A 21,524-nucleotide genomic window follows, 5' to 3' on the forward strand; every position below is an offset into this window, starting at 1 on the left:
CGCCCCATTATGCACGTATGATCGACGCCGTGACTGCTGAGACCGAGGACAACCCGTACCGTTCCCCGCTCCTGACGCGCCCGGGCGCAGTGGAGCTTCCCGACGCCGCGACCTCGCCACTCGACGCCGACGGCGTGGCCTGGCACTACGGCGACCCGCTGGGCGAGCAGCGCGCCCTAGCCACCGGGCCCATACTCGTCGACCGCTCCCACCGCGCCGTCATCGCCGTCTCCGGCCCCGACGCCCCCTCCTTCTTAAACAACCTCCTTTCGCAGAAGCTTGACGACGCCCCACCGGCCTTCTCCGGAGCCGCCCTCGACCTGGACATCCGCGGGCACATCCTCCACCACGCCGACGTCTACGTCGACGGCGCCACCTACTACCTCGACCTGCCCCGCCGCCAGCAGGCCACCTTCGTGGACTTCCTGCGCCGCATGGTCTTCTGGTCCGAGGTCACCATCGAAGAAACCGACCTGGGCATCCTCACCGTCCTCTCCCCCACCGAGCCGCCCATCCCGGACTGCGTGTTTTCCCGCCGCGTCCCCGGGTGGACCTCCCCCGGGCGCTGGGACGTCGCCGTCGAGCGCCGCGACATCCCCCGCGCCGCCGAGGAGTTCACGCGCGCCGGCGGCCAGCTCGCCGGGCTCATGGCCTTCACCGCCGAACGCGTACGCGCCGGAGAACCAGAGCTGGGCATCGACCTTGACGACAAAGCAATCCCCCACGAGGCCCCGCGCCTGATCAACCGCGGCGAGCACGTCGGCGCCGTGCACCTGGCCAAGGGGTGCTACCGCGGGCAGGAGACCGTCGCGCGCGTGGAAAACCTCGGACGCTCCCCGCGCCTCCTCGTCCTGCTTCACCTCGACGGCTCCGCCCCCGTCGACCCAGTGCCGGGCGCGGAGCTCACCCTGGGCGGGCGCAAGGTGGGCCGACTCGGCACCGTCGTGCACGACGCCGACTACGGCCCCATCGCCCTTGCGCTGGTCAAACGCTCCGCGATCGGCCAGGGCGACCTCACCGCCGAAGGAGAAGCGCCGGTCTCCGCGAGCATCGACCCCGACTCGCTGCCCACCGACGAGGGCGAGAAGGCCGGCCGCAAAGCCGTGGAAAAGCTGCGCGGCCCGCAGTAGCGGGGTGCGCTCTGGTTTTCGCTGCGGTCGACCGGGGCGTGCGCGGGGTCGGGGTTTGACGCCCCCTGGTCGACCCCAACGCGAGGTCGGGGTTTGCCACCTGGGGTTTTGCGTGCTGGTTTTCGTTGCGGTCGACTGGGGCGTGCGCGAAGTCGGGGTTTGCGCCCCTCCCTGGTCGACCGCAACGCAATAAGGGGTCACGCGACCTGGGGATTTACGCCCCGGTTTTCGCTGCGGTCGACCAGCACCCACGCGAAGTCGGGGATTAGCACCCCCTGGTCGACCCCAACGCAGCCGACCGCCACCTGACTAAGCAAGCCCGCACGGCAAGCAGAGCCCGGTACGGAAGATCATGAGGTGGGATGGGCCCTGTCGGCGCAGGTCAACAGGTGTTGCGGAATTTTTTTGGGCAACAGGCTATTATGTTGGGCAGGACAATTCAGAAACGATTTATAGAGGCCGCCCATTAATGATTGGGCCGCCTTCAACCACCTCAAGGGGGTCACGCCATGGGCCGCGGACGCGCCAAAGCAAAGCAGACCAAGGTTGCTCGCCAACTCAAGTACCACACTCCGGACATGGACCTCGAGTCGCTCCAGCGCGAACTCGCAGGGCAGGCACCGTCGAAGGCGTGGGACGACGAAGATAAGGACGACCCCTACGCCGAGTACAACGACTGGAAGAACGACAACTAGTTTGCATCCGCACTCAAGCGCCCGGGACCACTCCCGGGCGCTTTTGCGCTAGTAGTGGGGGTGCGTGCCCTCGAGGACCGCGCGGGCGGTCTCGCCGTCCTGGGCGGCGCGGACCTCGCCGAGCACCCAGCTGTCGACGTGGCGGGCAGCGAGGATGGCCAGGGCTCGATCGCGGTCCTCCGGGGCAACGACGGCGACCATCCCCACGCCCATGTTGAAGGTCTTTTCCATCTCCTCGTCGGGGACCTGCCCGATCGAGCGGATCGTGCGGAAGATCTCGGCCGGGGTCCAGGAGCCGCGCTGCATCTGGGCGACCTTACCGTCGGGGATGATGCGCTCCATGTTTCCCACCAGGCCGCCGCCGGTGACGTGGCAGAAGGTGCGCACGGAGCACTCGCTGGCCAGCTCGAGGCAGTCGAGGGTGTAAATGCGGGTGGGCTCGAGAAGCTCCTCGCCGAGGGTGCGGCCGAGCTCGTCGATGTGGCCGTCGAGGGGTAGGCCGGCCCGCTCGAGGAGGACGTGGCGGGCCAGGGAGTAGCCGTTGGAGTGCAGGCCCGAGGACGCCATGCCGATGATCACGTCGCCGTCCCGGACGCGGTCGGGGCCGAGCAGCTCATCCGCCTCGACCACGCCGACGGCGGTGGCGGAGACATCGTAGTCATCCGGGTCCATCACGCCGGGGTGCTCCGCGGTCTCGCCGCCGAGCAGGGCGCAGCCGGCGCGGACGCAGCCCTCGGCGATGCCGGAGACGATCTCTGCGACCTTCTCCGGCACAACCTTGCCGATAGCGATGTAGTCCTGCAGAAACAGTGGCTCGGCGCCGCAGACGACGAGGTCATCGACGCACATGGCCACCAGGTCGATGCCAATCGTGTCGTGCTTGTCCATTGCCTGGGCGACGGCGAGTTTGGTGCCCACCCCGTCGGAGCCGGCGGCCAGAAGGGGCTCGCGGTACTTGCCCAGCGCGAATAGGCCGGCGAAGCCGCCGAGGCCGCCGCGCACCTCGGGTCGGCTGGCACGCTTGGCTAGGGGGGCGAACAGCTCCACGGCCTTGTCGCCGGCCTCGATGGAGACGCCGGCGGCTTCGTAGGAGACGGGGGTCGTGTCGTCGTTAAGCGTGCTCATCTGCTAGTTGTCACCTTTCTGGATGCGGCGCACGAGGTCGGCGTTGGGGTTGCCCTCGGGAAGGCCGAGGGGGTAGCGGCCGGTGAAGCAGGCGGCGCAGAGGTTCTCGGCCGGCTGGCGCGTCGCGGCGATCATGTCCTCCGTGGACACGAAGGCCAGGGAGTCCGCGCCGATGACGGTGCGGATGGACTCGCTGACCGCGACGTCGTCACCGCCGTTGCCGTTGTTGGCGATGAGTTCGCCTGGGCTGGCGAAGTCGATGCCGTAGAAGCAGGGCCACTTCACCGGCGGCGAGGCGATGCGCACGTGCACCTCCGCGGCGCCGGCCTCGCGCAGCATCCTGATGAGCTTGCGCTGGGTATTGCCGCGCACGATCGAGTCGTCCACGACGACGAGCTTCTTGCCCTCGATGATCTCGCGCACCGGGTTGAGCTTGAGCCGCAGGCCGAGCTGGCGCAGCGTGTCCGAGGGCTGGATGAAGGTGCGCCCGACGTAGGCGTTCTTCATCAGGCCCTGCTTGAAGGGGATGCCGGACTCCTCGGCGTACCCGATGGCCGCCGGCGTGCCGGACTCCGGCACCGGCATGACCAGGTCGGCGTCGACGGGGCGCACGCGCGCGAGGCGTTTGCCGATGTCGATGCGGGAGGCGTGCACCGAGCGGCCCTCGATGACCGAGTCGGGGCGCGCCACGTAGACGTACTCGAAGACGCAGTGCGCGCGGGGCGTGGAGGCGAAGCGTTCGGTGCGCACGCCCGATTCGTCGATGGCGATGAGCTCGCCCGGCTCGATGTCGCGCACGAAGGTCGCCCCGACGATATCCAGGGCGCAGGTCTCGGAGGCGACAACCCAACCGCGTTCCAGGCGGCCGAGCGCCAAGGGGCGCACGCCGTGCGGGTCGCGTGCGGCGTAGAGCGTGTGGCCGTCGGTGACCATGAAGCAGAAGGCGCCCTCGATGCGCGGGAGGAGGACGCGGGCGGCGTCGAGAAGCGAGGCGTCGTCGCGGATCGCGTCGGCGAGCAGCGCGGAGACCACCGCGGTATCCGAGGAAGATCCCTGCCCCTCCACGCCCTGGGACGAGATCAGGCGCTTGTCAATCGCTTCTTGCTGCAGCGCCTGGTAGTTGGTCAGGTTGCCGTTGTGCGCGAGAGCTACGTCCGTGCCGTTCGGGGAGGTGCGGAACATCGGCTGGACGTTGTCCCAGCTGTTGCCGCCCGCCGTGGAGTAGCGGGTGTGGCCGATGGCCACGTCGCCCTGCAGGGCGTTGAGCACGGACTCGTCGAAGATCTGGGAGACCAGGCCCGTGTCCTTGAACACCACGATGTTGTCGCGGTCCCCCACCGCGATGCCCGCGCCCTCCTGGCCGCGGTGCTGGAGGGCGAACAGCCCGAAGTAGGAAAGTTTGGCGACTTCCTCGCCCGGCGCCCAGACGCCGAATACGCCGCACTCCTCCCTGGGTTCATCGCTGGGCTGGCCAGTTGCATCAATTCGCGCGGGGACCGCAGGGTCTGCGGCAGCCCCGGAGTTCACGGTTTGCACGTGCCCCACTCTAACGGATTACGCTCCCCCGATGGCAATCACCGGCAGCCCCGCGGCGACCTCCCCGGCGCGCGAGCCGCTCGCCTCAACCCGCCGGGCGGCCAGCGCCTCCTCAAACGTCAGCAGCCCGGTGGCCAGCTGAAGCCACGTCTGCGGGTCGCACTCCACCACGTTCGGCGGGGTGCCGCGCGTGTGCCGCGGCCCGGCGACGCACTGGACCGCCACGAACGGCGGGACGCGCAGCTCGACGGTGGAGCCGGGCAGCTCCTCCGCGAGCTGCCGGGCCGTGCGGCGGCACGCCTCCGCCAGCTGGGCGCGGCTCGGCGCGGCGGCGGATTCCTCGCGCAGCCACGGCGCGACGGCCTCGACGGCGCGGCGGGTTTCATGGGGGTCGTTCTTCGGTGCCATGGGCCCATGGTAGGGCGTTCATACTAGGGTAAGTGGCTATGTCTTCCCCCGCTTCTCCCGCAGCCAAAGACCCCCATGTGACTCTCCGCTTCATGGCTGCCCCCACCGACGTTCTCCTCGCCGGCGCGCAGGGCGTGTCCGGCGGGCGCGTCCTCGAGTGGATTGATAAGGCCGCCTACGCGTGCGCCGCGCAGTGGTCGGGCACGTACTGCGTCACGGCCTACGTGGGCCACATCCACTTCACCCGCCCGATCCCCTCGGGCCACATTGTCGAGGTCCGCGCGCGCATCGCGATGACGGGGCGCTCCTCCATGCACATCGTCACCGAGGTGCTCTCGGCCGACCCGCGCGACGGCGTGCTCACCCGGGCCTGCGACTGCCTGGTCATCTTCGTGGCCAAGGACCCCACCACCGGCAAGCCGATGCCGGTGGAGAGCTTCGCGCCCAGCACCGAAGAGGAGACGCGCGTGCAGCAGGCCGCCCTGTCGCGCGTTGAGCTGCGCCGCGAGATCGAGGCGGAGATGCTGCAGCAGACCTACACCGACGAATCGACCGCCCCGCGCGTGATTCACCGCTTTTTGGCCAAGCCGACGGACATCAACTGGGGCGGCAAGGTGCACGGCGGCACCGCGATGGAGTGGATCGACGAGGCCGGCATCGCGTGCACGATGGAGTGGTCGGGCGAGCGCACCGTCGCGGTGTACGCCGGGGGGATCCGCTTTTACAAGCCCATCTCCATCGGCGACCTCATCGAGGTGGACGCCCGCATTACGCGTACCGACGCCCGCTCGATGCACGTGGCCGTCCACGTGCGCTCCGGCGACCCGCGCGGCGGCGAGGACCGGCTGAGCAACGCGATCCACGCCAGCTTCACCTACATCGGCATCGACATCGACGGCCAGCCCCTGCCGGCGCGCCAGTTCAAGCCGAAGACCACCGAGGACCTGCGGCTGTGGGAGCACACCCAGAAGCTCAAGGACCTGCGGGCGCAATACGCCCCGGTCCCGCTGGTCTCCCCGAGCCCGGCGCGGCAGCTGCTCTAGCCGGCCCGCGCCCGGCGGCTAGACCGCCGCGTTGGGGGCTGTGGCGTGGCCGAACAGACCGGGCAACGTGCCCGCCCACGCGGCCTCGAGCTCGGCGAGGGCGACAGTCTCGCCGGCGACGCTGATCTCCGGGTGCTCGGTGGTGTTGCCCAGCACGGCCACCGGAATACCCACCTCGGCGGCGCGCTCGACCACGCCGTCGACGCGGTCGGCGGTGACGGCCACGAGCACGCGCGAGGCGGACTCGGAGAACAGGGCGGTAAAGGCGTCGTCGTGCACCGCGGAGACGTCGAGCTCGGCGCCCTTCCCGGAGCCCTGGAGCAGCTCGAACACCGCCTGCGCCAGGCCGCCCTCGGACAGGTCGTGCGCGGCGTTGATGCCGCCGTGGTCGAGGAAGAACTCGGCGAGGCGTGCTTCGTCGGCAAGCTCCACGTGCGGCGGGCGCCCGCTCAGGCCCGCGCCGGAGATGTCCTGCCACACGGAGCCGCCGAACTCGTCGCGGGTGGCACCCAGCAGCACCAGCTTGTAGTCCTCCTCGCCGGGGAGGATGCGGTTGCGCACGGTGTCGGTGACGTCCTCGAGGACCCCGAGGACGCCGACCACCGGGGTCGGCAGGATCGGCGTTTGCCCCGTCTGGTTGTAGAAGGAGACGTTGCCGCCGGAGACCGGGATGCCCAGCTCGCGGGCGCCGTCGGCCAGCCCGTGCACGGCCTCGCGGAACTGCCACATGACGTCGGGGTTTTCCGGGGAGCCGAAGTTGAGGCAGTTGGTCACCGCGACGGGGCGGGCCCCGGTGACCACGACGTTGCGGTAGGCCTCGGCCAGGGCGAGGCGCGCGCCCATGTTCGGGTCGAGGTAGGTGTAGCGCCCGGAGGCGTCCGCGGACACGGCGACGCCACGGTTGGTCTCCTCGTTGATGCGCAGCACGCCGGCGTTGGCGTGCTTGGCCTGCACGGTGTTGCCGCGCACGTAGCGGTCGTACTGCTCGGTGATGAAGTCGCGCGAGCACAGCGCCGGGGAGGCCACCATCTTCAGCCAGGTCTGCGCCAAAGAGCCGTGCTTATCGACGTCCCCGCCAGCCTGCACCTCGTCCTGCCACGCGGGCCGGGCGAAGGGGCGCTGGTAAACGGGGCCCTCGTCGATGGAGGAGGGCGGTGCGTCGAGCACGAGCTCTCCGCCGTGGTAGACGAGGTAGCGGTCCTTTTCGTCGGTGACCTCGCCGATGACGGCGGCGTTGACGTCCCACTTGGCGCAGATGTCCATGAAGCGCTCGACGTTGTCGGGCGTGACCACGGCGCACATGCGCTCCTGGGACTCGGAGGCGAGGATCTCGGCGGCGGACATGTTTTCGGCGCGCAGGGGCACGGCGTCGAGGTCGACGCGCATCCCGCCGTCGCCGGCCGCCGCGAGCTCGGAGGTCGCGCAGGCAAGGCCGCCGCCGCCGAGGTCTTGGATGCCCACGACCACCCCGGCCTGGTAGAGCTCGAGGCAGCACTCGATGAGCACCTTCTCGGCGAAGGGGTCGCCGACCTGCACGGCGGGGAGCTTGCGCTCCTCGCCCTCCTCGAAGGTGGCGGAGCCGAGGACGGAGACGCCGCCGATGCCGTCGAGGCCGGTGCGGGAGCCGAAGAGCACCACCTTGTTGCCCGTGCCGGAGGCGAAGGCGAGCTTCAGGTCCTCGACCTTCAGGGTGCCCACGCACAGGGCGTTGACCAGCGGGTTGCCCGCGTAGGCGGCGTCGAAGACGGTCTCGCCGCCGATGTTGGGCAGGCCGAGGGAGTTGCCGTAGCCGCCGATGCCGTGAACGACGCCGGGCAGCACGCGCTTGGTGTCCTCGGCATCCGCCGGGCCGAAGCGGAGCTGGTCCATGACGGCGATCGGGCGCGCCCCCATGGCCATGATGTCGCGGACGATCCCGCCGACGCCGGTCGCCGCGCCCTGGTAGGGCTCGACGAAGGAGGGGTGGTTGTGGCTTTCGACGCGGAAGGTCACCGCGTCGCCGCCGCCGATGTCGACCACACCGGCGTTCTCGCCGATGCCGGCGAGGATCTTGGCGGCCATTTCCGACGTCATCGTCTCGCCGAAGTAGCGCAGGTGCACCTTGGAGGACTTGTAGGAGCAGTGCTCCGACCACATCACGGAGTAGACGGTGAGCTCCGCGTCGGTCGGGCGGCGCCCGAGGATGTCGCGGATGCGCTGGTACTCGTCGTCTTTCAGGCCGAGCTCGGCGTAAGGCTGGGCCTGATCCGGGGTGGCCTTGGCGTTGTCGACGGTATCGTTGCGGACAGTCACGTTGTCAGGCACTGCTTTAAGCTCCGATCGAAGAGATGGCGGACAGGAACAGGCCCAGCCCGTCGGTGGACGGGCCGGTGAGAAGCTCGGTGGCGTGCTCGGGGTGGGGCATGAGGCCGACGACCCGGCCGGTCTCATTGGTCACCCCGGCGATGCCGTTGACGGAGCCGTTGAAGTTGTCGGTGTAGCGGAAGACCACCCGGCCCTCCTTCTCCAGCGCCTCGATCGTCTCCGAGCTGGCCTGGAAGCGCCCCTCGCCGTGCTTGGCGGGCACGAGGATTCGCTCCCCCTGCTCGAAGCGGCTGGTCCAGGCGGTGGTGGCGTTCGCGACCTCGAGGTAGGTGTCCACGCAGTGAAAGTCCAGGCCCTGGTTGCGCGTCAGCGCGCCGGGCAGAAGGCCGGCCTCGGTGAGGATCTGGAAGCCGTTGCAGATGCCCAAAACCGGCATGCCGCGCCCGGCGGCCTCGACCACGGCCTTCGTCATGGGCGCCTGGGCCGCGATCGCGCCGGAGCGCAGGTAGTCGCCGTAGGAGAAGCCGCCGGGGACGACGACGGCGTCGACGCCGGTCAGGTCCTCGTCGGCGTGCCACAGTTGCTGCGGCTCGGCGCCGGCGAGGCGGACGGCGCGCAACGCGTCGACGTCGTCAAGCGTGCCGGGGAAGGTGATGACGCCGATCGTCGCCGTCATCGAGTGGCCTCGCGGACGACCTCGAAGTCCTCGATCACGGTGTTGGCCAGCAGGGTGGCCGCCACGCGCTCGAGCTCGGCGTCGGGCACCGAGTCATCGACCTCGATTTCGAAGCGCTTGCCCTGGCGGACGTCCCCCACTCCGCCGACGCCGATCCGCCCGAGTGCGCGGAGCACGGCCTGGCCCTGGGGGTCAAGGATCTCCGCCTTCGGCATGACATTTACCACGACACGTGCCATGAAGGTTCCTTCTCTGCTTGGACGTCAAAAGACAGGGCTGATTATATAGGACAGCGTTGCCCGCCCCTACCGCGCCGATGGGGGCAGCCAGGCGATGAACCCCGTGTGAATTCTCTCCCCTGTCGCCCTACGTGCCGGGCGTATGTCGGACCACTCCCGTAGCGTTGGGCTGGGCTCACACGCCCGCTTTCCCGTCATTGTTTTTTAAGTGAAGGACGCCCCCATGCCCCGAACTTGTCGCGCCGCGTGGTCTGCCGTGCTGAGCTTCGCTCTCGCGGCGGGCGCCGCGGTCGCTTCCCCCTCGCCTGCGCGCGCCGCAGCCGACGGCTCCACCGTGGTCATCTCCGAGGTCTACGGCGGCGGAGGCAACTCCGGTTCCGTGTTCTCCCACGACTTCGTGGAGTTGTACAACCCCACCGCCTCCGACATCGACATCACCGGCTGGCGCCTGGAGCAGCGCTCGGCGAAAGACGGCCTCGGCGCCACGGTGACGCTCAGCGGTATCGTGCCCGCCGACTCCCACTTTCTCATCCGCGGCTCCGCGGGGAGGAACCCGTCGGGGCAGCTGCCAGCGGCGGATATCGAGGCGAGCTTCAACTTTTCCGCCACGGAGGCCATCGCGGAGCTTTACGACGCCACATCCGCCCGCGTCGACCTCCTCGGCTGGGGTGCGGCGGCCCGCTACGAGGGTTCGCCCGCCCCGGCGACGAACAATTCCACCTCCGTTCAGCGCGCCGACTCGGCCCGGGACACCGACAACAACGCCGCGGATTTTCTCGCCGCCGCTCCGACGCCCTCGGCCGCCCCGGCGGATGCCGGCGCCGCGCCGGGAATCACCCCCATCCGCGAGATCCAGGGCACCGGCGACTCCTCGCCGCTTCTCAACCACACCGTGACCACCGAGGGCGTGGTCACGGCGGTCTACGACGAGGGCGGCAAAAACGGCTTCTTCCTGCAGGCCGCCGGCTCCGGCACACAGGCGGGCGAGGCCTCCGAGGCCGTGTTCGTCTACATGGGCAGGCGCACCGACTACCCACGGCGCGGGGCCTCCGTGCGCGTCACGGGAACCGTCGGCGAGTATTACGCCCAGACGCAGATCGCGGCCTCGGCGGTCGAGGCTTTGCCCGCCGCGCTTGAGGCGCCGGTTGCCCTCGAGATCGAGTCGCTTCCCGCTGGCGACGCCGCCCGCGAGCCCTACGAGGGCATGCTCGTGCGCCCGACGGGCGCGCACACCGTGACCGACAACTACACGCTAAACACCACCGGCGACGTCGGCCTCGCCCCCGGTCCCCGCGCCCACCGCACCCCCACCGACGTGGTTGAGCCCGGCGCGCAGGCGCAGTCGCTGGCCGTGGCGAATGACGCCGAGGTGGTCTACCTCGACGACGGGCGCACCCGCGACTACTTCCGCACCGACAAGGAGACGCCGCTGCCCTACCTCGTCACCGCGGACGGCGGGGTCACGTCGCTGCGCACGGGGGACGCCGTGCGCTTTCAGAACGATGTGGTGGTGGACTACTCCTTCGACCGCTGGCGCTTCCAACCCCTGCAGCCCATCACCGGAAAGAGCGAGGCCGCGGACCTGCCGATCGCGTGGGCAGATTCGCGCGGCGCCACCCTTGACGTCCCCGGCTCGGTCGCAGGCGAGCTCTCCCTCGGGTTTTTCAACGTGCTCAACTACTTCACTAGCCTCGGCGAGGACGAAGAGGGCTGCGAGCCCTTCACCGACAAAAACGGCGCGCCGGTTGGCGCCAACTCGTGCCGGGTGCGCGGCGCGTACTCCCGCCAGGCCTTCGAGGACCAGCAGGCGAAGCTCGTCACCGCCATCAACCGCCTGGACACGGACGTCTTGGGCTTGTCCGAGATCGAGAACACCGCGGCGCTCACGAAAGACGCTTCTAGGCGCGACGAGGCGCTTCGCGCGCTCGTCGGCGCCCTCAACGACGCTGCCGGCCACGAGCGCTGGGCCTACGCCCCCTCCCCGGCCTCCCTTCCGGGCAGCGAGGACGTCATCCGAGTGGCCTTCCTCTACGATCCGGCGACGGTACGCCCCGTGGGCGAGTCCCGCATCTTCGACGACGGCGCCTTCACCGGCACCGCCCGCCAGCCCCTCGCCCAGGCCTTCGAGCCCGCGGCCGGCGGCCAGCGCTTCGTCGCAGTGGTCAACCACTTCAAGTCCAAGGGCTCCGTCGCTCACAACGACTCCGACACCGGCGACGGCCAGGGCAACAACGCGAACGTGCGCGAGGCGCAGTCGAAGGCGCTGCTCGAGCACCTGGGTGAGCAGAGCGATTGGGCGCAGCTGCCCACCTTCCTCATCGGTGACTTCAACGCCTACACCCGCGAGGACGCCATCACCGAGCTGGCCCGCGGCGGCTTCGAGGTGATCCGCCCGGAACGGGACAGCGACCAGGCCTCGTACCAGTTCGGCGGCGAGCTCGGTTCGCTCGACCACGTCCTCGCCAACGGCGCCGCGCGGGCTCTCGTGCGCGATGCGGCGGTGTGGAACATCAACGCCGACGAGCCCGTCGCCTTCGAGTACTCGCGCCGCAACTACAACGCCCAAGACTTCTTCGGCGACGGGGCCGACCCGCTCTACGGCTACGGCAATCCCTTCCGCTCCTCCGACCACGACCCGGTGAAGGTCGGCTTTGACCTCGACGGCCCACGGGAGCAGGGCTCGTCGGCGGCGCGGGTGGGCATCGCCGCCGCCCTCGTCGCCGCCGCCGTCGGTGCCCTGGCCCTCCTCTGGCGCGCCCTGCCCTGGCTGAGCTCATCCTCCCGGGGCCGCTAAGAGTTACGGGGCCAGCACGGTCTCAATTGCCTCCGTCACGGCAGGGTCCTGGGGCTCGGTCTTGGGGCGGATCCGGGCGGCCACTGCGCCGTCGGGGGTGATGAGGAACTTCTCGAAGTTCCAGGCCACGTCCCCGGCCTCGCCGTCGGAGTCGGGGACGGTGGTCAGCTCCTTGTATAGCGGGTGCGCGCCGGGCCCGTTGACCTCCAGCTTGGACAGCAGCGGGAAGCTGACGTTGTAGCGGGTGCAGGCGAAGTCCCTGATCTCCTCGTCCGTGCCGGGTTCCTGCCCGTTGAACTGGTTGCAGGGGGCGCCGACGACGGTCAGGCCCTTGCCCGCGTATTCGTCGGCGAGTGCCTGCAGGCCCTCGTACTGCACGGTCAGACCGCACTTGGAGGCCGTGTTGACCAGCAGGACCGCGTCGGATCCGGCGAGGGTGTTGAGGGTGGTGGGTGTGCCGTCGTTAAGCGTGAGCTCGATATCGCGAAGGTTCTCAGTCATGGGGCCCAGGGTAGCTACGCGGCGGGCAGGAAGGAGCGGTAATCGGCGGGACTGCCCCCGGCCTCTGCGGCGGCGAGCGCCGCGGCGACGAAGTCCCGCAGGACCTTTTTGTCCCCCAGCTCGCGGCCCGAGACGGACAGGCGGATGGTGTTTCCCCTGGCAGCGCCCCGTTCGGCGGCGCGGATGACGTTGCGCCGCCACCACGTCGCCGCGCCGAAACCCTCGCCCACGGAGAGGTTGCGGCAGCGGTGGAATTGGTTGTCGCCCACGATGTGCAGCCCCTTCGTGGAGGCGACGAGGCCGAAGCCGAACTCGCCGACGACCGCGAGGGTGCCCTCCGACAGGCGCCAGCGCGGCGGGGCGAAGATATCGAACTCGTAGCCCAACGACATCATCTGGCGGGTCGCTCCTTTGAGCCGCAGGCGCGCCTCGTGGGCTCCCAGGGTGGCGAACTCGGAGCGTCGGCCCTGGGCCGGCTGGTCGAAGCCGTTGAGGATCAGCGCGCGCCCTGCTTCGCGCTGCTCGCCGAGCCACCCGAGTGTGCGCGGGTCTTTGGCCAGGTGCCACGTCTTATCGATGTGCGGCGCAACCAAAAGCGATATCGGTACGTCGTTGCGATCAAGCTCCGCTACAAGGCGGGCGACCCCGTCGAGGGTGGCGTCAAAGATAGAGGACACCGATACGAGGACGCGGCCTGACATAGGCCGCATTATCGCACAGCGCTACCTGCCGCGCCCGCCGAGGTTCGGCGCCCGCGATCCGTAACCGAACCTGAGGCGATGGTGAGCGAACCGAGAACGCGAGCGGAGAGAAATTACCCCACGGACACCCGGGGGCGTGCCTCCGACACGCGGGTGCTACAAGGGGCCAGTCAGATTGAAACGCACAGAATAATCGGCAAAACGCCCGTGAACAGCGCTGACGGAGACATTTTCGCACGCCTTAGCGAATGTTTCGTCAGACCAAACTGAGGCGAATTACCCCCATCTGGGGGTGGACGCCACGCTGCCCATGTACGGTTGTACACAAGCGCAGGTTACTAAAGAAGGGAGAACAAATGCGCTCTACATTAGTTTCGATTACGACCATTCTCACACTAGCGGCCAGCTCGCTTGCCCCTGCTCACGCCCAAGCGGCTCACGCTCAAGCGCCCAACGCACCGTCTGTTGCACAGTCCTCCGCCACCACGGATCAGGATTCAGCTATCGCGCGTGCAGTGTACTACGATCTCCGCGAGAACCGCTTCGGAATTTTTCATGAAGCAGCACAAAGCTTGGGATACAGCGCCGAGCAAATCCGCGCTTTCGAGCGTAACCTCGCAGAACTGTCGCCGGACGAATCTCGGCAGCTTGCCACTGTCATCGGGCTCGACGTTGAAGCTATCAAACAGCAGCGGGCCATACCAGCCGTTATCGCCGCCATCGCCGGATTCGTCGGCGGCGCGCTCGGCAGTGAGATCATCGGCCAGGTAGCAAACTGGGGCGTCGCGACCGCATGCCAGAACCTCAACGGGTTTTCAGGAGCTTTTGACGACTTCTGCCGGTCCAACGGCCACATCTAAAGAGAGGAGGAACCTCGATGTCTAAATCTCTCACCGCTCTACTAGCGGCGGTCTGCGGCATTGCACTGCAAATGATTCGCGAATGGGTTGCACATGACCGCACGCCTGCGGAGACGTTCTCCGACTGGGCGTGGGCCGTGGACTTCATCATCTTCGCCGTCATCGGATTCGTCGCTTTTTACGTGGCCTTCCGCATCGCGTACTACGTTTTTATACGCGACCGTCAGCTCGACCAGCTCTTGGAAAAAGAAAAGGCCGAGGCCGGGACGACTTCTCACACACCCTAATCCCCGGCTCCGCTATTGCAGGCGCGCCCCGCTTTTTCTGAGCGGGGCGCACCTTTTTGTTACACCGCTACTTTGCTACTTCGACACAGCCCCACTATGCACCAAGGTCCAGGCGTACTCAAACGCGGTCTGCCTCCACTTTTCGTAGCGTCCGGACACGCCGCCGTGCCCGGCGCTCATCTCCGTCTTCAACAAAATCTCACCACCGGTCGCGCACTCGCGCAGCTTAGCCACCCACTTTGCGGGCTCGACGTAGAGCACGCGCGTATCGTTGAGACTGGTCACCGCGAGGATATCCGGGTAGTGCTTCGCCTCCACGTTCTCGTAGGGCGCGTAGGCTGCCATATAGTCGTAGACTTCCGGGTCGTGGTAGGGGTCACCCCACTCCTCCCATTCCGTGACCGTCAACGGCAGCTCCGGCATGAGGACGCTGGTCAGCGGGTCGACGAAGGGCACGATCGCCTGGATGCCGGCGAACTTCTCCGGCGCCATGTTCGCCACCGCGCCCATGAGGAGCCCGCCCGCGGAGCCTCCCTCGGCGACGAGCTGGCCGTGGGTGGTGATCCCCTGCTCCACCAAAGCGTCCGCGCACGCGATGAAGTCCGTAAACGTGTTGACCTTCTCAAGCCCCTTCCCGTGGTCGTACCATCCGCGCCCCATCTCGCCGCCGCCGCGCACGTGGGCGCACACCCACACCATGCCGCGGTCCAGCAGCGACAAGCGCGCGATGGAAAAACCAGGGTCGTTGGAGGCCTCGTAGGAGCCGTACCCGTACAGCAGCGTCGGACGCGGCTGGCTGAGGTCGAGGTCGGCGCGGTGCACCACGGACATGGGCACGTCCGTGCCGTCGGCGGCCTTCGCCCACATGCGGGTGGCCGTGTAGTCGGCTGGGTCGTAGCCGCCGAGCACCTCCTGCTGCTTGAGCAGTCTCAGCTCGCGGGTGGCCACGGTGTAGTCGAACAGCTGCGCGGGTTGGGTGTACGAGGCGTAGCTCAGGCGCACCACCGGCGCGTCCCACTCGGGGTTGCCGCCTAGGCCCGCGGTGTAGAGCTCCTCGTCGAACTCCAGCTCGCGGAACGCGGCCACCCCGCTCTCGCCGACCTCGGCGACGGCGAGGCGGCTGATCCCGCCCGAGCGGTAGCCGCAGAACCAGAAGTCGCGGTAGACATCCACGCCCTCAATGCGCACCGCGTCGTCGTGCGGCACGCGCACCTCAAGCTCGGTCAGGGGCACGCGATTATCGACGCCACACGTGCCCACCTCAAAATTCGGTCCCGCCGCGTTGTGCGTGACCACCCACAGGGGTTCCCCTGCCACCTCGGCGTAGTCGACGTCGTACTCGACGCCCTGCTCGCGCGGCCACAACACCTCGAACTCAGACTCGGGCGCGCCCACCGGGCACACGCGCCACTCGCTCGTGAGCTTGGAGCCGGACACGATGTAGAGGTACTTCTCCGCACGGTCGGCGCCAACGGAGACGTTAAAGCGCTCGTCGTTTTCCTCGTAAACCAGCACATCCAGCTCGGCCGGGGTGCCCAGCCGGTGGCGCCACACCTGGTGGGGGCGCCACGCCTCGTCGACGCGGGTGTAAAAGAGGTACTCCTCCCCTGCCCAGGTGGCGCCGTAGAAGACGTCGTCAAGCGTGTCGGCGAGAAGCTCGCCCGTCTGGAGGTCTTTGACGCGCAGCTGGAAGCGCTCGTCGCCCGAGGTGTCGGCGGAGTACGCCAGGAGCCGGCCCGAGGTGGTCACGGTTGAGGCGCCGAGCGAGAAGAACTCGTGGCCCTCGGCGAGCTCGTTGACATCCAGAACCACCTGCTCGCCCGGCAGGGCCGAGCCGTCCTCCGGCAGTGTCGGCGGGGTCCAGGGGGAAGCCGGGTCGGCGGCGACGCGGCAGCTCACGCCGTAGCTTTTACCCTCGATCGTGCGGCCGTAGTACCACCACTCGCCCTGCCGCTGCGGGACGGACATGTCCGTCTCCTTCACGCGCGACTTGATCTCCCCGTACACCGCGTCCGTGAGCTGCGTCAGCCCCATCGTGCGCGCCTGCGTGTAGGCATTTTCCGCCTCGAGGTAGGCGATGGTCTCGGGGTTGTCCTTGTCGCGCAGCCACTCGTAGTTGTCCACGAAATCGCGCCCGTGAAAGGAGCGGGTAACGGGGTGCTTTGCTGCCACCGGGGCCGGGACGCCGCTGGTGCTGGTGCTCGTCGTGGGATTGTCCGTCATGGCGCCCGAGTCTACGCCCCGGCATTCCCGGCCCGCCGCACCGCCGTCCCGGCGCCCCCCGGTCAGAAAAGCTAGGCCATCGCCCCCGGCCAGTCGCCGAACTTTGTGCCGCTGAGGCGCTCGTAGGCCTCCACGTAGCGGTCACGGGTGGCCTCGACGACAGAACCGGGCAGCTCCGGGGGCGGGGTGCCGTCGGCGGGGTCCCAATCGGACTTCGGGCCGGTGAGCCAGTTGCGCACGTACTGCTTGTCAAAGCTGGGTTGCACGCGCCCCTCCTCGTAGGAGTCAGCAGGCCAGTAGCGGGAGGAGTCGGGAGTGAGCACTTCGTCCGCAAGCACCAGCGTGCCGTCCTCGTCGAGGCCGAACTCGAGCTTGGTGTCGGCGAGGATGATGCCGCGTGTCTCGGCGTAGGCGGCGGCGCGCGCGTAAATGTCCAGGGTGGCCTCGCGCAGCCGGGTGGCCAGGTCCTCGCCGAGCGTGCTGGCGACGTACGCGAAGGAAACGTTCTCGTCATGCTCGCCCTGTTCCGCCTTCGTCGCCGGGGTGAAGATCGGCTCCGGCAACCGGGACGCCTCCGTCAGGCCCTTAGGCAGCTCGACGCCGCACACCGTGCCCGTCGCGTCGTACTCCTTCTTCCCGGAACCCGTGAGGTACCCGCGCGCGACGCACTCGAAGGGGAGCATCTCCAGGCGCTTGACCACCTGGGCCCGGCCGAGGACCTCCTCGGGGATGCGTTCGTCGTCGATCGGCCCGGCCAGGTGGTTGGGCACGTCCTCCAACAGGCCGAAGAAGAACGCGGAGGTGGCGGTGAGCACCCGCCCCTTGTCCGGGATCTCCGGGTCGAGCGAGAAGTCGAAGGCGGAGATCCTGTCGGAGGCCACCATCAGGAGGGTGTCCGCATCCACCTCGTAGATTTCGCGGACCTTGCCGCCGGAGAGATGGTTGTAGTCAGAAAGCTCTGGACGCATGGAACGCAAGTCTAGCCCGGGTTCGGCGGACGGGAAATCGCTGGCGGCGGTGCCTTAGAGTAAGGGCCATGCATCTGCCCCGCCGCTTCACCACCGCCCCCGCCGCCCTCGCTCTCGCCGCGGCCTTAGCCGCCTGCGGCTTCGTGGACCCGCAGGACAACGAACTGGTGAACGGGCTGGTCAACGCGCCGGAAGGCTTCCGGCCTACCGCCGACGGCACGCACCTGCTCTTCGCCGAGCCGGCCCAGGTGGTCACCACCAATTTCGCCACCGGCGTGCCCGTCTACTGGGAGGTCACGGTGCACCCGCCGGAGGCTCTCACGCTAGACCAGGTCGAGGAGAACATCGGCCAGGACCCGCAGCGCATCGGCAACGCCCCGCCGGAGCGGGTGCGCACCTTTTTCTGCTTCCCCGTCACCTTCACCGCTCTGGGCCAGGGGCTGCAGCGCGACGACGCGCCCGTCTCAGTCGAGCTCCCCGACCTCACCCCCGTGGACGGCTACGGCACCAATGCCAACTTCGTCGGGGTGGGCAACGACACCTACTGCGGCCTCGACCCCGCAGACACCGTGCCGGCCTACACCGGCGACATGGACACCGGCCAGAGCTACACCACCGCGGTGGTCACCTGGGAGGGGAGGCGCGACCCCGGCATCGTGGGCACCGGCGTGCGCCTGAACACACTGGTCAGCCCGCGCAACCCGGGGCAGCCTCCCCAGGCGCTGACGTGGGGGCCGGGCGCTCCTTAGAGGATCTCGCCCGGGGTGTAACCGGCGGCGTCGGGGTGGGCGTCGACAAGCGCCTGGATGCGCGCGAGCACGGCGTCGACCTGGGACTCGGCGGCGCCGATGAAGGCGTGGCGGTCGGCGAGCGCGGCATCGAGCGCCGCTTTGTCGAGGGGGAGGCGCTCGTCGGCGGCGAGGCGCTCAATGAGGTTCTGCTCCGCGCCGTTTTCGCGCATGTCCAGCGCCATCGCGACGGCGTGCTCCTTGATCACCTCGTGGGCGGTCTCGCGGCCGACCCCGGCGCGCACCGCCGCCATGAGGATCCGGGTGGTGGCCAAGAACGGCAGGTAGCGGTCGAGCTCCCGGTTGATCATGGCCGGGAAGGCTCCGAACTCGTCGAGCACCGTCAGGAAGGTCTCCAGCTGGCCGTCGATGGCGAAGAAGGCGTCTGGCAGCGCGACGCGGCGCACGACTGAGCAGAACACGTCGCCCTCGTTCCACTGCTGGCCGGCAAGGTCCGCGACCATCGTGAGGTAACCGCGCAGGATGACCTGGAAGCCGCCGACGCGCTCACAGGAGCGCGCGTTCATCTTGTGGGGCATGGCAGAGGAGCCCACCTGGCCCTCCTTGAAACCCTCCGTGACCGTCTCGTTGCCGGCCATGAGACGGATCGTGGTGGCCAGCGAGGACGGCCCGGCACCCAACTGGACGAGGGCCGAGATGGCGTCGAAGTCGAGGCTGCGGGGGTAGACCTGGCCCACCGAGTCGAAGGTGCGGGCGAAGCCGAGGTGGCGGGCGATCTGGCCCTCGAGCTGCGTAAGTTTCGCCTCGTCGCCGCCCATGAGGTCGAGCATGTCCTGGGCGGTGCCCATCGGGCCCTTGATGCCGCGCAGCGGGTAGGCGGCCAGCAGCTGTTCGATGCGCTCGACGGCGAGGAGGATCTCGTCCGCCGCCGAGGCGAAGCGCTTGCCCAGCGTGGTGGCCTGCGCCGCGACGTTGTGAGAGCGGCCCGCCATGACCAGGGACGTGTACTGCTCGGCGCGGTTGCCCACCGCCTTGAGCAGGGCGACCGACTTGTCGCGCGTCAGCTCAAGCGCGCGGACGATCTGCAGCTGCTCGACGTTCTCGGTGAGGTCGCGGCTGGTCATCCCCTTGTGGATGTGCTCGTGGCCGGCCAGCGCGTTGAACTCCTCGATGCGCGCCTTCACGTCGTGCCGGGTGACCTTCTCGCGCTCGGCGATCGAGGCCAGGTCCACCTGATCGAGGACCTCCTCGTAGGCCGCGATGGCCTCGTCCGGAATGTCCACGCCGAGGCCCTGCTGGGCCTTCATCACCGCGACCCAGAGCTGGCGCTCCAGGATGATCTTGTGCTCGGCGCTCCACAGCGTCGCCATCTCGGGCGAGGCGTAGCGGTGGGACAGGACGTTCGCGTTCATCGGTTTTTCAGCCACGCCGCTTATTATCGCACGTCAGCCTCAACGAATGAACTGGTCCGCACTTTCACCCCAACGCCCTCGAATTTGCGGGGGCGGCGGGACCATGTGAGATCCCCCGTGAACGAGGCGTCACCCGCCGCGCTACACAGCGCTCGCGTGACGACGCCTATACCGCTCGAGCAGGAGCTACTTACAACTTCCCCTTTCGAACCCGCGGGACATTCCGACGAGGACAGTGAAAACAAAGACAGCCGAAGCAATGCCCATGAGCGTCGCAGAGGCTGCGGTTTCCGGCAGCACGTATGCAACGCCAATGAGCAAGAAAAGCATCACACTCAGCCCGAGGGATGCGCTCTGTGCGGGAGCCGAACCACGCCACGCTCCAACAACCACGAGCACAACAAGCACCATCGCCAGAAAAATAGCCAAGCGTAGTTCCTGCATGACCGCTCACAAGAGGAAAGCCCGAATGCAACAGATGCAGCTGCTTCCGCTTCTCACCGAATGCTCTTATGTCGCCTGTTTGCGATGGTCCAAATGTAGCCCATTTTCGTGTGTCTATTAGCCCACCTGACGTTCAGCGTTGATCCACCGTTGCCACCTTCTCGGCCGACGATACGGCGGCTGGCGCCCGTGTTCGTGAAAATTTTCGAGTGACGGACGACACGATCAATCGCACCCTGCTCAAACGTCTCCAGCACACGCCAGATTTCGCATCTACTCAAACCGCACAAAACCGGGGACAATTCATTCCACGCCAATTTTTTCCGCAACCTGAGCAGGGGGCAGATCTGCCAGCCGCGTCAACCCTTTAGATGGTATTAAGATATCTGGTTTGCTTTTTCGAGAAACTCTGATGGAAGGATCAAGGAAGCATTTACGAACTCGATACCAACAACTTTTCCATTTTCATCAACGTCTATCTCTATTTCTCCTTCCATTCCTTCTGCGGTTACTGCGGATATCTGCTGTTCCGGAAGGGCACCTGACTGCGTGATGGTTAGATAGGCTGCATCAGCTTCTGGGTCATAATCAAAATCCATAGTTAGCCCCTCGTAACGGTAATCACATTTCCGCTCACATTGTCGACAATAACTCGAATCCCGTTCCCGTTAAATACCGTAGTATTCCCGTTGCCCTTGCTTGGTCTGCCTGTTTTCATAACGTGCTCAACCAGCTCTTTAGTAATCTTTCGCTTAGCCATCTGGGTCAATGCATGACGCGTGAGATGCCCACCCACGATGCCTAAGAATGGGATCCAGAAAAGATCTGCTACTACGGGAAACTGCGTGGAAGAAGTTGGTGCAACATGTTGAACTATCGCGCTTTGACGAATTTCATACCACGTTTTAACTGGGGTCCCTGTCACATCTACGGCCCAAGGGGCGTCAAGGGTGCCTATGATACGCCCTTCGTTATCTCGAACCGCGACTCCACCATCGGGCAAGGAAACCAGAGTCACATCATCAGGAAATAAGAATTCGAACTCGCCATTAGATTCTAGGCTAGGAATGTGAATCAGAGATCGGAATGCCCCTCCCCCTTCATTCGTAACTGCAATGGAAGCACCGCTAGAAGAGGTTGAGTATTCATCCAACCCTAAAGAGTCAAGTTCTTTATTGGGAAGGTCAAGAGAGACTTCATTGCCGCCTATCGTCGATGCCCTTACAACCCCAGAATCAATTGAAACTTGACCTTCCAGCTCCGGAGAGTCTGTCTGAAGTCTCGGAGAGACTACCTGAAGCGCCGACCCAAACTCGCGGGCAACTCTATCAGCACTGTTAGCAAAGGCCACTGGAATACCTGAAAAAGCTACAGCGAAACCGGTGACCATAGCAATGAATCTTCTTTTCAAATCCGCTACCTCTCGTGA

General features: G+C 67.2%; 20 protein-coding genes. 7 read left to right on the forward strand and 13 right to left on the reverse strand.

The window, feature by feature from the left end; all coding sequences use genetic code 11:
• Positions 1-17 precede the first annotated feature (17 nt).
• Entirely contained in the window at positions 18-1,130 is a 1,113-nt protein-coding gene (gene ygfZ / locus CAURIS_RS09285) for a CAF17-like 4Fe-4S cluster assembly/insertion protein YgfZ (RefSeq protein WP_494337242.1), read from the forward strand.
• A 509-nt stretch (positions 1,131-1,639) separates the two neighbouring features.
• Positions 1,640-1,825 (forward strand): DUF3073 domain-containing protein, encoded by a 186-nt coding sequence (locus CAURIS_RS09290; protein WP_290341770.1) that lies wholly within the window; start codon positions 1,640-1,642, stop codon positions 1,823-1,825.
• A 48-nt stretch (positions 1,826-1,873) separates the two neighbouring features.
• On the opposite strand, the gene purM is transcribed toward CAURIS_RS09290, so the two are convergent.
• The 3 genes from purM to CAURIS_RS09305 all read right to left on the reverse strand — a co-directional run bounded on the left by purM (position 1,874) and on the right by CAURIS_RS09305 (position 4,894).
• On the reverse strand, positions 1,874-2,950 hold the full coding sequence (gene purM, locus CAURIS_RS09295) for a phosphoribosylformylglycinamidine cyclo-ligase (protein WP_290341771.1): 1,077 nt from the start codon (positions 2,948-2,950) through the stop codon (positions 1,874-1,876).
• A 3-nt stretch (positions 2,951-2,953) separates the two neighbouring features.
• A complete protein-coding gene (gene purF, locus CAURIS_RS09300; RefSeq protein WP_290343372.1) occupies positions 2,954-4,435 on the reverse strand; it encodes an amidophosphoribosyltransferase in 1,482 nt (493 codons plus the stop codon).
• A gap of 69 nt (positions 4,436-4,504) precedes the next feature.
• Positions 4,505-4,894 carry a sterol carrier family protein gene (locus CAURIS_RS09305; protein ID WP_290341772.1) on the reverse strand — a complete coding sequence of 130 codons (390 nt, stop codon included), beginning with the start codon at positions 4,892-4,894 and terminating at the stop codon, positions 4,505-4,507.
• Between the two features lie 92 nt (positions 4,895-4,986).
• Between CAURIS_RS09305 and CAURIS_RS09310 the strand changes: the two genes are divergently transcribed.
• The gene (locus CAURIS_RS09310; RefSeq protein WP_435384000.1) at positions 4,987-5,937 is read left to right on the forward strand and encodes an acyl-CoA thioesterase; all 951 of its coding nucleotides are present in this window, start codon (positions 4,987-4,989) and stop codon (positions 5,935-5,937) included.
• Positions 5,938-5,955: 18 nt separating this feature from the next.
• Here the strand turns inward: CAURIS_RS09310 and purL are convergent, their stop codons facing one another.
• From purL to purS, 3 genes are read right to left on the reverse strand one after another with little or no spacing between them, the layout of a single operon-like run.
• The gene (gene purL, locus CAURIS_RS09315) at positions 5,956-8,229 is read right to left on the reverse strand and encodes a phosphoribosylformylglycinamidine synthase subunit PurL (protein ID WP_290341775.1); all 2,274 of its coding nucleotides are present in this window, start codon (positions 8,227-8,229) and stop codon (positions 5,956-5,958) included.
• Positions 8,230-8,245: 16 nt separating this feature from the next.
• Positions 8,246-8,917 (reverse strand): phosphoribosylformylglycinamidine synthase subunit PurQ, encoded by a 672-nt coding sequence (purQ, locus tag CAURIS_RS09320; protein ID WP_290341776.1) that lies wholly within the window; start codon positions 8,915-8,917, stop codon positions 8,246-8,248.
• Positions 8,914-9,156 (reverse strand): phosphoribosylformylglycinamidine synthase subunit PurS, encoded by a 243-nt coding sequence (gene purS, locus CAURIS_RS09325; protein WP_019195080.1) that lies wholly within the window; start codon positions 9,154-9,156, stop codon positions 8,914-8,916. The genes purQ and purS overlap by 4 nt, the downstream gene beginning before the upstream one ends.
• A gap of 223 nt (positions 9,157-9,379) precedes the next feature.
• Between purS and CAURIS_RS09330 the strand changes: the two genes are divergently transcribed.
• A complete protein-coding gene (locus tag CAURIS_RS09330; protein ID WP_290341779.1) occupies positions 9,380-11,950 on the forward strand; it encodes an ExeM/NucH family extracellular endonuclease in 2,571 nt (856 codons plus the stop codon).
• Positions 11,951-11,953: 3 nt separating this feature from the next.
• Here CAURIS_RS09330 and CAURIS_RS09335 read toward each other — a convergent pair whose 3' ends face one another.
• Entirely contained in the window at positions 11,954-12,451 is a 498-nt protein-coding gene (locus tag CAURIS_RS09335; RefSeq protein ID WP_290341780.1) for a glutathione peroxidase, read from the reverse strand.
• A 14-nt stretch (positions 12,452-12,465) separates the two neighbouring features.
• On the reverse strand, positions 12,466-13,152 hold the full coding sequence (locus CAURIS_RS09340) for a DUF2334 domain-containing protein (protein WP_019195083.1): 687 nt from the start codon (positions 13,150-13,152) through the stop codon (positions 12,466-12,468).
• Between the two features lie 515 nt (positions 13,153-13,667).
• On the opposite strand from CAURIS_RS09340, the gene CAURIS_RS09345 reads away from it, so the two are divergent.
• Both CAURIS_RS09345 and CAURIS_RS09350 read left to right on the forward strand, forming a co-directional pair.
• The gene (locus CAURIS_RS09345; RefSeq protein WP_290341781.1) at positions 13,668-14,012 is read left to right on the forward strand and encodes a hypothetical protein; all 345 of its coding nucleotides are present in this window, start codon (positions 13,668-13,670) and stop codon (positions 14,010-14,012) included.
• Positions 14,013-14,029: 17 nt separating this feature from the next.
• Positions 14,030-14,299: a hypothetical protein gene (locus CAURIS_RS09350; protein ID WP_019195085.1), complete on the forward strand. Its 270-nt coding sequence runs from the start codon at positions 14,030-14,032 to the stop codon at positions 14,297-14,299.
• A gap of 75 nt (positions 14,300-14,374) precedes the next feature.
• On the opposite strand, the gene CAURIS_RS09355 is transcribed toward CAURIS_RS09350, so the two are convergent.
• Complete coding sequence (locus CAURIS_RS09355; protein ID WP_290341782.1) at positions 14,375-16,522, reverse strand: S9 family peptidase; 2,148 nt, start codon at positions 16,520-16,522, stop codon at positions 14,375-14,377.
• A gap of 71 nt (positions 16,523-16,593) precedes the next feature.
• Positions 16,594-17,490 carry a phosphoribosylaminoimidazolesuccinocarboxamide synthase gene (locus tag CAURIS_RS09360; protein ID WP_290341783.1) on the reverse strand — a complete coding sequence of 299 codons (897 nt, stop codon included), beginning with the start codon at positions 17,488-17,490 and terminating at the stop codon, positions 16,594-16,596.
• A 68-nt stretch (positions 17,491-17,558) separates the two neighbouring features.
• On the opposite strand from CAURIS_RS09360, the gene CAURIS_RS09365 reads away from it, so the two are divergent.
• The gene (locus CAURIS_RS09365; RefSeq protein WP_290341784.1) at positions 17,559-18,239 is read left to right on the forward strand and encodes a hypothetical protein; all 681 of its coding nucleotides are present in this window, start codon (positions 17,559-17,561) and stop codon (positions 18,237-18,239) included.
• Here CAURIS_RS09365 and purB read toward each other — a convergent pair.
• From purB to CAURIS_RS09380, 3 genes are all read right to left on the reverse strand, one after another.
• Complete coding sequence (gene purB, locus CAURIS_RS09370) at positions 18,236-19,651, reverse strand: adenylosuccinate lyase (protein ID WP_435384047.1); 1,416 nt, start codon at positions 19,649-19,651, stop codon at positions 18,236-18,238. The genes CAURIS_RS09365 and purB overlap by 4 nt on opposite strands.
• An 821-nt stretch (positions 19,652-20,472) precedes the next feature.
• On the reverse strand, positions 20,473-20,694 hold the full coding sequence (locus CAURIS_RS09375) for a DUF2283 domain-containing protein (protein WP_290341786.1): 222 nt from the start codon (positions 20,692-20,694) through the stop codon (positions 20,473-20,475).
• A 2-nt stretch (positions 20,695-20,696) separates the two neighbouring features.
• Positions 20,697-21,485 carry a DUF4258 domain-containing protein gene (locus CAURIS_RS09380; RefSeq protein ID WP_290341787.1) on the reverse strand — a complete coding sequence of 263 codons (789 nt, stop codon included), beginning with the start codon at positions 21,483-21,485 and terminating at the stop codon, positions 20,697-20,699.
• Between the last annotated feature and the right edge of the window lie 39 nt (positions 21,486-21,524).

It is taken from the genome of Corynebacterium auris, from assembly GCF_030408575.1.
Taxonomy (GTDB): Bacteria; Actinomycetota; Actinomycetes; order Mycobacteriales; family Mycobacteriaceae; genus Corynebacterium; species Corynebacterium auris.

Coding starts and splice junctions, on each gene's coding strand:
- ygfZ (WP_494337242.1), top strand. CDS start 18: ATGATCGACGCCGTGACTGCTGAGACCGAGGACAACCCGTACCGTTCC.
- CAURIS_RS09290 (WP_290341770.1), top strand. CDS start 1,640: ATGGGCCGCGGACGCGCCAAAGCAAAGCAGACCAAGGTTGCTCGCCAA.
- purM (WP_290341771.1), bottom strand. CDS start 2,950: ATGAGCACGCTTAACGACGACACGACCCCCGTCTCCTACGAAGCCGCC.
- CAURIS_RS09305 (WP_290341772.1), bottom strand. CDS start 4,894: ATGGCACCGAAGAACGACCCCCATGAAACCCGCCGCGCCGTCGAGGCC.
- CAURIS_RS09310 (WP_435384000.1), top strand. CDS start 4,987: ATGGCTGCCCCCACCGACGTTCTCCTCGCCGGCGCGCAGGGCGTGTCC.
- purQ (WP_290341776.1), bottom strand. CDS start 8,917: ATGACGGCGACGATCGGCGTCATCACCTTCCCCGGCACGCTTGACGAC.
- purS (WP_019195080.1), bottom strand. CDS start 9,156: ATGGCACGTGTCGTGGTAAATGTCATGCCGAAGGCGGAGATCCTTGAC.
- CAURIS_RS09330 (WP_290341779.1), top strand. CDS start 9,380: ATGCCCCGAACTTGTCGCGCCGCGTGGTCTGCCGTGCTGAGCTTCGCT.
- CAURIS_RS09335 (WP_290341780.1), bottom strand. CDS start 12,451: ATGACTGAGAACCTTCGCGATATCGAGCTCACGCTTAACGACGGCACA.
- CAURIS_RS09340 (WP_019195083.1), bottom strand. CDS start 13,152: ATGTCAGGCCGCGTCCTCGTATCGGTGTCCTCTATCTTTGACGCCACC.
- CAURIS_RS09350 (WP_019195085.1), top strand. CDS start 14,030: ATGTCTAAATCTCTCACCGCTCTACTAGCGGCGGTCTGCGGCATTGCA.
- CAURIS_RS09355 (WP_290341782.1), bottom strand. CDS start 16,522: ATGACGGACAATCCCACGACGAGCACCAGCACCAGCGGCGTCCCGGCC.
- CAURIS_RS09360 (WP_290341783.1), bottom strand. CDS start 17,490: ATGCGTCCAGAGCTTTCTGACTACAACCATCTCTCCGGCGGCAAGGTC.
- CAURIS_RS09365 (WP_290341784.1), top strand. CDS start 17,559: ATGCATCTGCCCCGCCGCTTCACCACCGCCCCCGCCGCCCTCGCTCTC.
- purB (WP_435384047.1), bottom strand. CDS start 19,651: ATGAACGCGAACGTCCTGTCCCACCGCTACGCCTCGCCCGAGATGGCG.
- CAURIS_RS09375 (WP_290341786.1), bottom strand. CDS start 20,694: ATGGATTTTGATTATGACCCAGAAGCTGATGCAGCCTATCTAACCATC.
- CAURIS_RS09380 (WP_290341787.1), bottom strand. CDS start 21,485: ATGGTCACCGGTTTCGCTGTAGCTTTTTCAGGTATTCCAGTGGCCTTT.